Source organism: Nocardiopsis terrae (assembly GCF_014651695.1).
Lineage (GTDB): Bacteria > Actinomycetota > Actinomycetes > Streptosporangiales > Streptosporangiaceae > Nocardiopsis > Nocardiopsis terrae.
This window is the reverse complement of sequence record NZ_BMXJ01000006.1, coordinates 76,543-90,332: the sequence shown is the minus strand read 5'-3', so window position 1 is coordinate 90,332 and position 13,790 is coordinate 76,543. Positions and strand designations below refer to the sequence as shown.

General features: G+C 72.8%; 9 protein-coding genes. 4 read left to right on the top strand and 5 right to left on the bottom strand.

Annotation, left to right across the window (positions count from 1 at the left end):
- Window positions 1-16 precede the first annotated feature (16 nt).
- A complete protein-coding gene (cobT, locus tag IE195_RS17530; RefSeq protein WP_191272841.1) occupies window positions 17-2,434 on the bottom strand; it encodes a nicotinate-nucleotide--dimethylbenzimidazole phosphoribosyltransferase in 2,418 nt (805 codons plus the stop codon).
- 448 nt (window positions 2,435-2,882) lie between these two features.
- Between cobT and IE195_RS17525 the strand changes: the two genes are divergently transcribed.
- Window positions 2,883-4,001 carry a peptidoglycan recognition protein family protein gene (locus tag IE195_RS17525; protein ID WP_191272839.1) on the top strand — a complete coding sequence of 373 codons (1,119 nt, stop codon included), beginning with the start codon at window positions 2,883-2,885 and terminating at the stop codon, window positions 3,999-4,001.
- A gap of 198 nt (window positions 4,002-4,199) precedes the next feature.
- Entirely contained in the window at window positions 4,200-4,778 is a 579-nt protein-coding gene (locus IE195_RS17520) for a GNAT family N-acetyltransferase (protein ID WP_191272837.1), read from the top strand.
- A gap of 57 nt (window positions 4,779-4,835) precedes the next feature.
- On the opposite strand, the gene IE195_RS17515 is transcribed toward IE195_RS17520, so the two are convergent.
- On the bottom strand, window positions 4,836-5,123 hold the full coding sequence (locus tag IE195_RS17515) for a DUF6504 family protein (RefSeq protein WP_191272835.1): 288 nt from the start codon (window positions 5,121-5,123) through the stop codon (window positions 4,836-4,838).
- A 349-nt stretch (window positions 5,124-5,472) separates the two neighbouring features.
- Between IE195_RS17515 and IE195_RS17510 the strand changes: the two genes are divergently transcribed.
- Window positions 5,473-7,683, top strand: coding sequence for a serine/threonine-protein kinase (locus IE195_RS17510; protein ID WP_191272833.1), 2,211 nt, complete (start codon window positions 5,473-5,475; stop codon window positions 7,681-7,683).
- Between the two features lie 103 nt (window positions 7,684-7,786).
- Window positions 7,787-8,752 (top strand): quinone oxidoreductase family protein, encoded by a 966-nt coding sequence (locus IE195_RS17505; protein ID WP_191272831.1) that lies wholly within the window; start codon window positions 7,787-7,789, stop codon window positions 8,750-8,752.
- Window positions 8,753-8,895: 143 nt separating this feature from the next.
- Here the strand turns inward: IE195_RS17505 and IE195_RS17500 are convergent, their stop codons facing one another.
- The 3 genes from IE195_RS17500 to IE195_RS17490 form a co-directional block, all read right to left on the bottom strand.
- Window positions 8,896-9,981 carry an SPFH domain-containing protein gene (locus tag IE195_RS17500; protein ID WP_191272829.1) on the bottom strand — a complete coding sequence of 362 codons (1,086 nt, stop codon included), beginning with the start codon at window positions 9,979-9,981 and terminating at the stop codon, window positions 8,896-8,898.
- A gap of 45 nt (window positions 9,982-10,026) precedes the next feature.
- Window positions 10,027-10,500, bottom strand: coding sequence for an NfeD family protein (locus IE195_RS17495; RefSeq protein WP_191272827.1), 474 nt, complete (start codon window positions 10,498-10,500; stop codon window positions 10,027-10,029).
- A gap of 163 nt (window positions 10,501-10,663) precedes the next feature.
- Complete coding sequence (locus IE195_RS17490; RefSeq protein WP_191272825.1) at window positions 10,664-13,549, bottom strand: penicillin acylase family protein; 2,886 nt, start codon at window positions 13,547-13,549, stop codon at window positions 10,664-10,666.
- Window positions 13,550-13,790 lie beyond the last annotated feature (241 nt).

Sequence of the window (13,790 nt, the reverse complement as noted above, 5' to 3'; positions counted from 1 at the left end):
CCTCGGGGCCGTGCCCCTACCGGGCAGTGGACACACCGGCCGTGTCGAAGGTGGCCACGTTGCGCAGCGCCCGCGCCGAACCCTGCAGCAGCGGCAGCGCCAGCAGCGCCCCCGACCCCTCGCCGAGGCGCATCGACAGGTCCACCAGCGGGGTCAGGCCCAGGTGCTCCAGCGCCACCCCGTGGCCGGGTTCGGCGGAACGGTGTCCGGCGAAGCAGGCGCTCATCGACTCCGGGGAGACGGCGGCGGCGACCAGTGCGGCCGAACCGGCGATCACCCCGTCCAGCAGCACCGGCACCCGCAGCGCCGCACCGCCGAGGATGAACCCGGCCAGCGCGGCGTGCTCCAGCCCGCCGAGCGCCGCGAGCGTGCCGATGGGGTCCTCCGGGTCCACCGGGTTGGCCTCCAGCGCCCGGCGCACCACGTTCACCTTGTTCTCGTAGGTGGCGTCGTCCACCCCGGTCCCGCGCCCGGTCGCCACGGACGGGTCCGCCCCGGTGAAGGCGCAGACCAGCGCCGCTGCGGGGGTCGTGTTCCCGATCCCCATGTCACCGGTGACCAGGCAGCGGTTGCCCGCCGAAACCAGGTCACGGGCGACCTCGACACCGCCTTCCAGGGCCTGGAGGGCCTGGTCGCGGGTCATCGCCGGGCCCTGGGTGAAGTCCGCGGTCCCCCGGGCGACCTTGCGGGGCAGCAGCCCGGCCGCCCCGGGAAGATCGCCGACCACGCCGACGTCCACCACGGTCACCTCGGCGCCCACCTGCTCGGCGAAGGCGTTGACCACGGCCCCGCCGTCGAGGAAGTTCTGCACCATCTGCGCGGTGACCTCCTGCGGCCAGGAGGTCACCCCCTGGGCGTACACCCCGTGGTCACCGGCGAAGACAGCCACGGCGGCGGGTTCGGGCACCGGCGGCGGGCACTCCCCCGCCAGCCCGGCCAACTGGACCGAAACCTCTTCGAGGAGGCCGAGGGAACCCTGGGGCTTGGTCATCCGGGCCTGCCGGTCTCTCGCCTCCTCCACGGCTCGGGCGTTGAGCGCTCCGATGGCGGCGATGGTCTCCTCCAGCAGGGTGGTCGGCTCGTGGCCGGGCAGACCGCGGCGACCGTAGCGGTCGCGGTGCACCGCCCAGGACAGGGGACGCCCCTTCGCCCAGCCGCCGAGGCCGAGTTCGGGTTCGGTGGGGAACTCCTCGACGTAACCGACGCACAGGTAGGCGACGACCTCGAGGTGGGAGGGGAGTTCGAGTGCTCCGGCGACCTCGCGCTCGTCGGTGACGGCGACCCAGCCGACACCGAGCCCTTCAGCCCTGGCGGCCAGCCACAGGTTCTCGACCGCGAGCGCGGCGGAGTAGGAGGCGGGCCGGGAGTGCCGGCCGGCGCCGTGCGCGCCCCTGCTGGGGTCGACGGTGACGGCGATGTTGAGCGGGCTCTCCAGGACGGCCTCGACCTTGAGGCCGGAGAAGGCGTGCGCGCGGGGGCCGGGGCGTGCCCGGGAGCGGGTGTCGCGCTCGTCGCGGGCGAGGTCGCGCACGCGCGAACGCAGTTCCCGGTCCTCCACGACCAGGAAGTCCCACGGCTGTGTGTGCCCGACACTGGGCGCCTGGTGGGCGGCTTCCAGGACTCGGGTGAGCACGTCGGCGGGGACCGGGTCGGGCCGGAAGCCCGCGCGGACGTCGCGGCGTTCGCGGATGGCGCGGTAGACGGCGGCGCGCTCGGCGTCGTCGAAGGCGTGGCCGCCGTGGCCCCAGGCGTCGCCGGAGGGGGCGGGGGCGGCCCGGACGGACCGGGGCCGGTCCTCCTCGGGCGCCTGGGTCTCCTCCGGTTCGGCCCGCTGCTGCGGTCCGGTGTGCTGCGGCTCCGGGAGGGGCGCCGCTGCTTCGTGTGCGTGCACGTTGTCGCTCTGCTTCGGTTCGGTGGTGATGGGGTTCTCGTCCGCGTGAGCGGGGTCGGCGGGCGCGGGCTGCCGGGGCCCGGCCTGGGCCGGGTGGGTCTGCCCGGCCTGGGGTTCGGGCTGCTGGGGTTCGGGCTGCTGGGCCCCGGTGTCCCGAGGACCCCCTCGGAAGGGGATGACGTTGAACCGGGGTTCGTTCACGGGGGCCGCCGGGGCGGGGTCCGGGGGCGCCGAGGTCTTTGCGAAGGGGGCCGGGGGCTGCTTCTCCGACTGTTCGGGCCGCGCGGGGGGCGCGGCCTCGGGTTCGGGGCGCGGCGGCTCGGGCGGCGTCTCCGGCTCGTGGAGGGGGCGCCGGAAGGGGTTGCCCGGAGCAGCGCCCCTCGACTCCTGCTCCTGACCCGTCCGGGTTCCCCTGCCGCTCTCCGGCAGTCCGTCCAGGAGGCCGCCCAGCCCCGGGCCCAGACCGGGCGCGGGACGGTTTCCACGCCATCGCGCACCCTCCTGATCGCCGCGGCGGGCGTCCTCGCGGTCATCGTTGGTCATGATCGCTCCCGAAGGTTCAAGAGGCCTGTGGGCTGCCCGTTTCCACCTGGTCCGACATGGATTCGGACCAGCGTAGTCCGCGGTGTCGGCACCGCTCACACGGGTCCCCCGACCCGGGGCGCAGCCTGCCCCGGTACGAACACCGGGGTCCTCAAGTCAGGACCAACTGTGCCAGAGTCCGCACGGCCGCGCGCTGGCTGCCGGGGAAGGCCCCGGCGCCGCAGCCGCGGCGGAGACCGTGCCGCGCGTCCCCGGGGAACTCGTGGCCCGAGAGGTTGTCGTGGCCCGGGAGACCACTGTGACAAGCGGGTTTTCGGACGGGAGCAAAAGCGCGCCACGGCATCCCGCCCCCCACGCGGGAGTGTCCTGGGTCACACCCCTGTGGCACTCTGTTCCGGTGCCCGCACCCACTGCCCCGGGAACCACCCCAGAACGGAACGGATCACCCATGCGTCGGCGTACCTTCCTGACCAGTGCCACCGCAGCGGCCGGCCTGAGCGCGCTCGCTCCCGCCCCGGCCGCCCCGGCCGCGGCCTCGGACACCCGCACCGCCCCCAGGGTCCTGGCCGAGCGGGCCACCGCCACCGGCACGGTCGTGCGCCCCGGGCACCGCTTCGACCTCGTCTCCGTCGCCCACCGCCCCGAGGCCCTCGCCCGGGGCTCCGAGACCGCCGCCGTGCGCTTCGAGACCGCCGACGGGGTTCTGGGCGGCTGGCAGGACCTGCACCCGCACACCGGCGGCCCCGAGCACCTGCCGCCGTCCGCCTCCGCGCTGGTGCGGGCGCCCGAGGGCGCGGTCGGTTACCAGGTGCGCGGCGCGGACGGCGCCGACCTGGCCGCCGTGAACGTGCGCGACGGCGAGGAGCTGCGGTTCGGCGGCCGGGAGCGGGTGTCGCTCTCCGCGCGGGACCAGGGGGTCACGACGCTCTCCGGGGGTTCGGTGCTGCGCGTGCGCACCCGGGCGGGGTGGGGCGCCGACGAGTCGCTGCGGTTCGACGAGGAGGGCAACGACCTGTGGCCCGCCGAGTTCCACCGGGTCCAGGCGCTGACCGTGCACCACACGGCGATGGCGACCACCGGCGACCACGCCGCGGACGTACGGGCGGTGTACCACCTGCACGCGGCCGAACAGGGCTGGGGCGACATCGGCTACCACCTGTTGGTCGACCCCCGGGGCGCGGTGTACGAGGGGCGCCACTCCGGCGGCGGCCTGCCGGTCTTCGACGGGCTGCCGCTGCCCGGTCTGGCGAGGTCGGTGACGGCCGGGCACGCGTTCGGGTTCAACCACGCCAACATCGGGGTGTGTCTGCTCGGCGACTTCACCGGGGAGCTCCCCACCCGGGCGGCCCAGGACTCGCTCGTGGACGTTCTGCGGGTGCTGTGCGCGCTGACGGGCGTGGATCCGGCCGAACGGATCGAGTACGCGAACCCGGTCAACGGGGCGGTGACCCCGCAGGAGGCGGTGGCGCGGCACCGGGACTGGCTGGACACCGAGTGCCCGGGCAACGCCTTCGCGGAGGCGTTCGACACGGTGATCCGGCAACGGGTCGTCGACGGCTGGCTGTGAACCGGAGCACCGGAGCCCCCGTGCCGCGGGCGGTGCGGCGGAAGGCGCGGTGACGGGCCGCGGCGCGGGCGCTCCCGCAGGGCCCCTCCGCGGCTTCGGCGCGCAGGGCCCCGGCGGTCGCGCACACCGGTGGGGCGCGTATCGTGATCGCACCCCAGCGCGATGCCAGCAGTCCGAAGCACAGAGGGAACACCCGTCATGGCCACCGTCCAGAGCGCTCCGATCATGCCCGCGGTCATCCTGGAGACCGATCGGCTGCGCCTGCGTTCCCTGCTCGAACGCGACATCGAAGACGTGTACACCTCGTGTGTGGACCCCGAGTTGCAGCGGTGGATCCCGCTCCCCGCCCCGGGGAGGGAGTACACCCGGGAGACGGCCGAACACTTCTGCCTGAACGTCGCCCCGGCCATCCGCACCGGTGGTGACGGCCAGCACTGGGCGATGGTGGACCGGGAGAGCGGCGGGTTCACCGGTTCGGTGGCGCTGATGCGCACGCAGTGGCCCGCCATGGTGACCGAGATCGGTTACTGGGTCTCGCCGTGGGGCCGGGGCCGCGGGTACGCCGCCGAGGCCGTGGTCGCCGTCTCCCGGTGGGCCCTGGACCAGGGGTTCCAGCGGGTGGAGCTCAAGGCCGCCACGGCCAACACCGGATCGTGCCGGGTGGCGGAGTCGGCCGGGTTCGTCCGGGAGGGCACCGAACGCAACGCGATGCCGCTGCACGAGGGCCGTTCCGACCTCGCGGTGTTCGGTCTCGTGCCCTCGGACGTGCGGCCCTAGCGTGCGGCCCTGGGAGGGACCGCTGACGGCCGGGCCCCGGACTGCCCCGTCGGCGGTTCAGCCCCACACCCGGGAGAGCAGCCACCCGCCCGTCGCGGTGTCGTGGCGCAGCTCGTACACGCCCTGCGCGTAGGCCGACCCGGCCTCCACCCGCCAGTGCCTGTGCTCGGGCACCTGGGAGCCCGAGCCCGGGGTCCAGCCGCCGTGCAGGGTCACCCAGTGGTCGATGATCCTGCGTATCCCGTACACCCTGCCGTTCCAAGTGAACCGGCTGGGCCGCCCGTCAGCCTCGACGACCGTGACCTCCGCCCCGTAGTACCGCCCCACGACAGCTCTCCCCAGCATCGACCGATCCCTGTGTCTGGCGTCCGGACGCGTGCGCGGGCACACCACCGGCTGGCCTGCCCGTGGGGAAGTACGGCCAGGCTTTCGAACGTACATTCGAATACTAGCGAAGGCCGGGGGCCCGTGGAACTGTTTCCGCGTTTCCGGCATCACCACCAGTGACGGCGGTACCGGCGCGGCCCCGCTCGCGTACGCCTCGCCCGAACCGCGCACCCCAGCCGTTACCACCGCGGCGGCCGAACCGCACCCCGGCCGGAAAACGACCGGGAACCACCGGAACACGTGGGCGTATCGACATCGGTACGCTGTTAGCCGCGAAGCACACGATCCATACGAGGGACCCCCAACTGTGACGTCCAACGGGCACGAAAGCGGCAAACCCCTGCGCGCGGGGGACCCGCGCGAACTCGACGGTTACCGCATCGTCAGTCGCCTGGGACGCGGCGGCATGGGCACCGTCTACCTCGCCAAGGACGCCGCCGAACGGTCCGTGGCCGTCAAACTGATCCACCCCGACCTGGCCGACGACGAGTCCTTCCGGCTGCGCTTCGCCCGCGAGGTCGCCTCCGCCCGCCGGGTCGCCCGCTTCTCCACCGCCGGGGTCATCGACGCCCGCCTGGAGGGCGAACCGCTGTTCATCGTCTCCGAGTACGTGCCCGGACCGAACCTGGACGAGGCGGTCCGCAGCGGCGAGCCGATGCACGGCGGGACCCTGGAGGGCCTCGCCATGGGTGTGGCGGCCGCCCTCACCGCCATCCACGGGTCGGGGATCGTGCACCGCGACCTCAAGCCCGCCAACGTGCTGCTCTCCCCCGTGGGGCCCAAGGTGATCGACTTCGGGATCGCCCGCGCACTGGACGACTCCGGCGGCGCGGTCACCCGGTCCAGCCAGCTCATGGGCACCCCCTCCTACATGGCCCCCGAACTGATCCTGGGCGAGCAGGCCACGGCCGCGGCCGACATCTTCGCCTGGGGCTGCCTGGTGGCCTTCGCCGGAACCGGCCACGCGCCCTTCGACGCGGCCACCGTCCCCGCGGTCCTGCACAACATCTCCTCGGCCCAACCCAGGCTCGACGGTCTCGACCCGAGCCTGCTGGACCTGGTCGGATCCGCTCTCGACAAGAACCCCGGTAACCGGCCCACCTCCCAGCAGCTGCTGGCCCGGCTGACCGGCCAGCAGGATCCGGAGGAGGCGGAGATCCGGCGCACCATCACCACCTCGTGGGCGCCCCCGAGCAGTTCCCCGGTGCCCGGGCGGCCGCCGGAAGCAGCCGGGCAGGAGCTGCGGGGGCAGGCCGCCGAGGGCCCCGCCGCGCCGGAGGAGCGGCCCGCGCAGGCGCTCACCCAGAACGGGCCGGTGCCCCCGACACGGCACATGCAGCCGCAGGGGCAGCCCGCCCAACAGGGACAGCCGCTCCCCCAGGGGCAGTACCCCCATCCGAACGCCCCGCAGTCCGGTCCCCAGCAGGGTGTACCGCAGAGCCAGATCGGCTACGGGGGGCCGAGCGGCGGCCACCCGTCCGTCCCGCCGTACCAGCAGCCGGGCCAGCCCCAGTACGGGCAGGCACAGTACGCCCAGACCCCGTACGGGCAGACGGCCCAACACGGCCAGACCCCGTACGGGCAGTCGCCGCCCCACGGCCAGCCCGCCCACGCCGCCCACAGCGGGCCCGGCGGGCCCAGCGGCCCGCAGCAGCCCCCGACCGCCCGGAACGGCGGCAGGGCTCCGGGCGGCCGTCGCGGGGCGCTGCTCGTCGGCGGAGCCGCGGCCGCGGTCCTGCTGGTCGTCGGCGTCGGCGCCACCGCTCTGCTCTCCGGCTCGGAGGACCCCCCGGAGAACACCACGAGCATCTACATCACCGACTTCGCCACCGAACCCGACTGGTCCGGTCTCGGTGTCTTCGACCCGGAGGATTCGGACGGCTACTGGAACGAACAGAACGCCGTGGTGCTCCGGCACGATCCCGGTGACAGTTCCTACGAATCCCGCGGCACGGTGGCCCCCTACGACCGGCAGACCCCGGACCGCGTCCTCATCAGCACCAACCTCGCGCCTCTGGAGGGCCCCGGCGAGAGCAACTTCGGGGTGCGCTGCTGGGACCAGGACGGCGAGGACGAGCGCACCATGTACGAGGCCCTGCTCCGCTTCGACGGCCAGGAGGCGCAGATCCGCAGGGTGACCGAGGAGAGCGGCAACAGCGCGATCGCCGAGACCACGGACGTCCGGGGCTTCCAGACCTACGACCTCTTCGACGAGGACTCCGTGGTGCAGGGCCTGCCCTACGAGGTGCGGACCGACGACCTGGTCACCAACAACCTCAAGTTCTCCTGCGAGTACGTGGCCGAGGACGGCGAGGAGCCGTTCATGGACATGCGCATGTGGGTCAACGACGAACTCGTGCTCTCCGCCACGGACGAGCCGCCGCTCCCCGACGACACCGGCCTGGACGACGAGGACCGGCGCCGGATCGGCATCGTGATGCGCCCCGGAGCGGGTACGGAACCGATCGCCTCCCTGTACACGGACTTCGCCCTGTACAGGATCAACGTCGAGGGCTGAACACCCGCCGGCCCCGGACAGCCGCCCCGCCCCGAACCCGCACCGAGAACCCCACACCGGCCCGGCACCGGCCCCCGGAACCAGCCACCAACTGAGGAGAACCATGCGTGCGATCGTGATCGAGGAGTACGGCGGCCCCGAGGTCCTGCGGCTGACCGAGACCGAGGCTCCCGAACCGGGGCCGGGCGAGGTCCTCGTGGACGTCGAGGCCCGGGGCGTCAACTTCATCGACCTCTACCAGCGCAGCGGCGCGTACCAGGTACCCCTCCCCTACGTCCCCGGCATGGAGGCCGCCGGTGTGGTCGCGGCCCTGGGCGAGGGGGTCACCGACCTGCGGGTGGGCCAGCGGGTGGGCTGGGCGATGGCCCCGGGCGGGTACGCCGACCGGGCCGTGGTGAAGGCGTCCCTGCTCGTGCCGGTGCCCGACGCGGTCTCCGCGGACCAGGCCGCCGCGCTGCTGCTCCAGGGCATGACCGCCCACTACCTCACCCACTCGGTGCACCCGGTGGCCGAGGGCGAGACCGTGCTGGTGCACGCCGCGGCCGGCGGGACCGGGCTGCTCCTGACCCAGCTGGCCAAGGCACGCGGCGCCCGGGTCATCGGCACCGTCTCCACCGACGCCAAGGAGCGGATCGCCCGGGAGGCGGGAGCCGACGAGATCATCCGCTACACCCGGGACCCGGTCGCCCCGGCCGTGCGCGAGCTCACCGGGGGCGAGGGCGTCGCGGCGGTCTACGACGGGGTCGGCCGGGACACCTTCGACGCCAGCCTGGACTCCCTGCGCCCGCGCGGTGTGCTGGCCCTGTTCGGGCAGTCCAGCGGACCGGTCGAGCCCGTGGACCCGCAGCGGCTCAACAAGGCCGGAGCGGTGTACCTGACCCGGCCCTCGCTCGCCTACTTCGTAGCCGACCGACAGGAGCTGCTGGGACGCGCCGACGACCTGTTCGGCCTGGTGGAACAGGGCCGCCTGGACGTGCGGATCGGCGGCCGGTACGAGCTCGGCGAGGCCGGCCGGGCACAGAGCGACCTCGCCTCCCGGGGCACCACCGGCAAGCTGCTGCTGGTCTGAGCCGACCGGCCCGGGCGGACGGCCCGCAGCACCAACGTCCGACATGACGACGGCGGTGGCCGCCCCGAGGAGGGGCCGCCACCGCCGTTCCCGTCCGTCCCGCCCGACCGCACCCGCGGGGGCACGCCGGAACGGGCGGGCACTCACTCGCTCTGACGCGGCTCCGGGGTGCTCCCCATCCGGGCGCCGGCCCGGCGGACGTCGTCGCGCGCGTCGGCGACCGCGCGTTCCGCGGCCTCGGCGGCCTCCGCCGCCGCCTGCGCCGACGCGGAGCTCTGCGCCGGGTCGGGCCCGGTGATCTGCGCCGGCCCCTCGGCGTCCTCCTCGGACTGCTCCTTGGTGGTGGAGGGGGCGCTGCTGGCGGCCTCGCCGGCGAAGGCGTGGCTGACGTTCTTGACCGCCTCGGTCAGCTCACCCGGGATCACCCAGAAGGTGTTGCCCTCGCCCTCGGCCAGGCTCGGCAGCGTCTCCAGGTACTTGTAGGCGAGCAGCTTGGCGTCGGCGTTGTTGGCGTGCACCGCCTGGAAGACCCGCTCGATCGCCTTGGCCTCACCGTCGGCGCGCAGGATCGCCGCCTGCTGGTCGCCCTGGGCCTCCAGGATGGCCTGCTGGCGGGCGCCCTCGGCCTTGAGGATGCGGGACTGGCGCTCACCCTCGGCGTGCAGGATGGCCGCGCGCTTGTCGCGGTCGGCCCGCATCTGCTTCTCCATCGCCTCCTTGATGGTGGGCGGCGGGTCGATCGCCTTGATCTCGACCCGGTTGATGCGGATACCCCACTTGCCGGTGGTCTCGTCCAGGACCCCGCGCAGCCGGGTGTTGATCTCCTCCCGGGAGGTGAGGGTCTTCTCCAGGTCCATGGAACCTATGACGTTGCGCAGCGTGGTGACGGTGAGCTGGTCTATGGCCTGGATGTAGTTGGCGACCTCGTAGGCGGCGGCCTTGGGCTGGGTGATCTGGTAGTAGAGCACCGTGTCTATGTTGACCACGAGGTTGTCCTCGGTGATCACCGGCTGCGGACGCGAGCTGAAGACCTGCTCTCGCAGGTCGAACTTGGTGTTGACCCGGTCCACCCCCGGGATGATGAAGTTCAGTCCCGGGTCGAGGGTGCGGATGTAGCGGCCGAAGCGCTCGATGTTGTACGCCCGCGCCTGCGGGACGATACGGATCGCCGACAACGCCACGGCGACCAGGAGGACGGCGAGGATGATGAAGGGTATGGCAGATTCCATGTTCTGCACCTGTGCCTAGGTCCGGGAAAGCAACTGTGTTCCGGCTCAGTTCTGTTCGGGTCGGTTCTGTTCGGGCAGTTCGGGCAGCGCCTCACGCGGGTAGACCACGGCCGTGGCGCCGTCGATCTCCATGACGTCGACGTGCGCTCCCACCGGGATCACGAGGTCCTCGTCGATACAGCGTGCTGACCACTCCTCTCCCTGCAGTTTGATCCTGCCGTCGTCGCCGCCGACCTCCTGGAGGACCACGCCGGAGCGGCCCACCAGGGCGGCCGTGCCGGAACGGGCGTCCGGCCCCCGGGTGAGCTGGCGGTCCATGATGGGCTTGACCAGGACGATCCCGGCGGCGGCAGCGGCGGCGAAACCGATGACCTGCACGACCACGGGGAGTCCGATGGCGCCGAGGAGCGCGGCGACGAGTGCGGCCGCCGCCAGTAGGCCCAGGACGAAGGTCAGGGTGAAGAACTCGGCGGCCCCGAGCGCGGCCGCGAGGATGATCCAGATCAGCCAGGCAGGCATTTCCTGTGGCCCTCCCGCTGTGGTTTCGGGTAGTCCCTAAGCTACCCACACAGACCCGGCACACCACAAGATCCCGAGAAGGGATACACGATCGCGGCCCGCGGCGCCCCCGTCGCCGGGGCACCGCGGGCCGTGTCCTCCCGGGGCCGCCCCCGGATCCGGGCTACCTTCCGCCGGAGAACTGGTAGACGAGCTGGTAGGTGGGCCGGTTCTGCCAGGCGATCGGCCACATGTTGATACCGCCCACCGCCTGGTGGGCCACGGAGTCCGCGCAGACCTGGTCGCCCGCCGAGCAGACGCCGTCCCCGGGGTAGACCTCGCCCGCGGGGACCGCCGCCGCCTCGGCGAGGCTGTCCAGCAGGACGGTGCGGCAGGACCCGGTGTCGCCCCCGCCGCAGTAGGCCCCGTCGCCGAGCTCGCCCTCCACGTCCTGGCCCAGGACCGTGCGCAGGTCCTTGTGCACGTAGGACCACCAGCCGTACTGGAAGGCCGAGCCCACGTGCCCGACACCCGACGGGGACTCGTCGACCGGGGCGGCGCGGGTCAGCTCCGTGTACAGGTCCCCGCCCAGTTCGGGTTCGAACTGGGCCCGGACCAGCCGCGGCCACCAGGCATCCAGGACCCGGGCGGCGTCCGCGTGCTCGTAGTACCCGGCGTCGCGGTGGGGTTCGCGGCGCAGGGAACCGGACTCGGTCCAGGCGCGCAGGGCCTCCACCGTCCCGGCGAGTCCGGGGTCCTGCACCGCCTCGGTGTCGATGACCTCCAACAACAGCGGGAGGACCTGTTCTGCGCGCAGGTCGGCGACCCCGGCCTCCATCATCGTGGCGGTGAGCGAGGCGGGGGTGAACTGGTGCCCCTGCCCGATCAGCCCGGAGACCCGGGCGTCCAGCAGGTCGCCCCGGTGCACGGGACCGGTGGACCAGGGCGAGGTGTACCCCTGGGCGGGCTTGTTGTTCCAGTTGACGATGTAGTCCGGGTTGATCTGCTGCGGGTGGTCCTCCTGCGGGTGGTAGTCGGCCTCGTTGGTGGCGGGGTCCCAGCCGGACCAGCCGGACGCGGAGTAGGCGTCGATGGGCAGGGTCGGGTTGGTGCCCTCGACCCGGACCGGGTTGGTGCCGGAGTTGATGAAGGCGATGTCCTCGTCATCCACGTAGTGCCAGTTGAAGGCGTATCCGACGTCCCCGGCCGCCTCGGTGAAGGTCTCGGCGGAGGTGATCTCCCCGGGGTCGTTGAACCGCTGGAAGCCGAGGATGGAGTCGACCTCGCGCATGTAGGTGGACCGCAGCTCGGTGAAGGCGACCGGGGCGCCGTCGACGGTGGCGAACGAGCGCACCAGGCCGAACTCGGACCGCAGGGAGGTCAGGGTGTAACCGCCCTCCGGGGTCCCGTCGGCGACGCTGGGCGACCAGTCGTTGCTGACGCTCAACTCCTCGAAGTCCGTGCACTCCCCGGACGTGTCGACGTATGAGCGCGAGGAGGTGGAGGGTTCTGAGCCGTCGGTCTCGCACAGCTCGACCGCGAAGGTGTCGGTGATGTCCTGGCCCGCCGAGGTGGCGCTCCAGGCGTAGTCGACGCCGCGGCCCATCTGGACGTAGAAGCTCACCCCCGCGAAGGAGGCGCCCCTGGCGCTGATCCCGGGGCCCTGGAGTTCCTGGAGCATGAGGAGCTGCGGGGAGAAGTAGCCGGTCTGGGGGCCCATCACCGCGACGGGGTTGCCGCTCTCGGTGTGCTCCCCGGAGACGAGCAGGGCGTTGGACATGCCGCGGGGGTCGAGGAAGTCCTCCGGCAGGACGCCCTCGTTGAAGACGCCCTCGGCCGCGGACAGGTCGCCCTCCTCGACCATCTCCTCGAGTTCGGCCCGCTGATGCTCGGGAAGCTCCTCCACCGTGGACGCCTCGTCCTCGGGCGCCTCCTCCTGTGCCTGTGCGGCCAGGGGTGCGGCGACGGCCGCGTCGGAGGCGGCGGAGCCGTACTCGTCGTGGACGATGTCGTAGGGCTCGACGGAGCCGGGGTCGGGCACCGCCTCGCCGACCGGGTTCTCGGGGGTCCGGGCGTAGGGGAACTCGCCCTCGACGCTGACCAGCGCCTCGGGGTCGTTCTCCATCCGCCAGTCCTGCCAGAGCTCGGCGCCCTCCTGCGCGCCGTAGCGGTCCTGGAAGTTGGCGAGCACGATCGCGGCCTGGACCTCGCCGCCGCCACCGCCGCCGAAGATGCCGCCGACCATCGCGGCGATCCCGACGACGTCGGTGGGCGTGAAGTGTTCGATCTCCCCGGAGTTGGTGATGGCGTCCTTGTGCCCGGTCAGGACGTACTCGCCCGGGAAGTAGCGGCCGCTGTCGGCCTCGTCGATGTAGCTGTTGACGCCGTCGAGGTAGGCGTCGACGTCGGCGAGGGCCCGGGCTCCGCGTTCACCGCTGGCCGCGACCCGGTCGATCTGGGCCTGCTTGTCCGCCTCGGTGTAGGGCGCGGTGTTCCACAGGTCCTGCTCGAGGCCGCGGTTGCCCGGGGCGCCCCCGGCGAAGGGGGTGAGCTCGCCCCGGCCGACCCTGCGCAGGACGTCCATGAGGAAGAGGCGGTCCTCGCCCGCTGCGTACCCGGCGCCGAACATGGTGCCCTCGCGGGTGGTGCCCTGGACGTGCGGGATGCCGTGCTGGGAGTCGCGGGTGATCGTGACGTCCTCGCGCGGCCGGTACTCGCGGCCGACCTCGCCCTCACCGACCCCGAAGGTGGCGTCGTTGAAGAAGGCGTCGAGGCCGTCGTCGGTGAGTCCGTCGTAGTGGTGCACGAGGTTGTCGTACATGTCGAGCTGGCTGGAGGAGTGCTCGGGCCGGGTGCCGAAGGCCTGGTGGCCGAGGATCTCGACCAGGGTGGCGCTGCCGTTCTGGCCGGGTGGGAGGACGTCGAGGCAGCCGGAGGGCGCGCAGTAGTCCTCGAAGGCTGGTTCAGCCAGGACCGGCGCGGCCGGCAGTGCGGCGGCCGTGGACGCCGCGACCGCGAGGGCCGCGCCCACGGCGCCGGTGCGGAGCCTCAGTCGGAGGGAGGGGGGCATGTGCTGTCACCACCTGGGGGGAGCGGGCGATGGATCTGCCGCATGCTACGTACGAGTGGGGAAATCGCGAAAGACTTTCATGTTTCTTGGCCCGCAGTGGTTCCCGGTACCCGAAACCCCGTGGTTTACGGTGACCCACACCACACCAGGACAAATCCGTGCGTGCGTCCCGTACCGGTCCCGACACCCACCGTCGGAACTGGCCACATCCGGCCACAACCGGTTTTCGTTCAGGGTCGGG

Excerpts from the sequence above, each read along its gene's own strand:
- cobT (WP_191272841.1), bottom strand. The coding sequence starts at position 2,434 with ATGACCAACGATGACCGCGAGGACGCCCGCCGCGGCGATCAGGAGGGT.
- IE195_RS17525 (WP_191272839.1), top strand. The coding sequence starts at position 2,883 with ATGCGTCGGCGTACCTTCCTGACCAGTGCCACCGCAGCGGCCGGCCTG.
- IE195_RS17520 (WP_191272837.1), top strand. The coding sequence starts at position 4,200 with ATGGCCACCGTCCAGAGCGCTCCGATCATGCCCGCGGTCATCCTGGAG.
- IE195_RS17515 (WP_191272835.1), bottom strand. The coding sequence starts at position 5,123 with ATGCTGGGGAGAGCTGTCGTGGGGCGGTACTACGGGGCGGAGGTCACG.
- IE195_RS17505 (WP_191272831.1), top strand. The coding sequence starts at position 7,787 with ATGCGTGCGATCGTGATCGAGGAGTACGGCGGCCCCGAGGTCCTGCGG.
- IE195_RS17500 (WP_191272829.1), bottom strand. The coding sequence starts at position 9,981 with ATGGAATCTGCCATACCCTTCATCATCCTCGCCGTCCTCCTGGTCGCC.
- IE195_RS17495 (WP_191272827.1), bottom strand. The coding sequence starts at position 10,500 with ATGCCTGCCTGGCTGATCTGGATCATCCTCGCGGCCGCGCTCGGGGCC.
- IE195_RS17490 (WP_191272825.1), bottom strand. The coding sequence starts at position 13,549 with ATGCCCCCCTCCCTCCGACTGAGGCTCCGCACCGGCGCCGTGGGCGCG.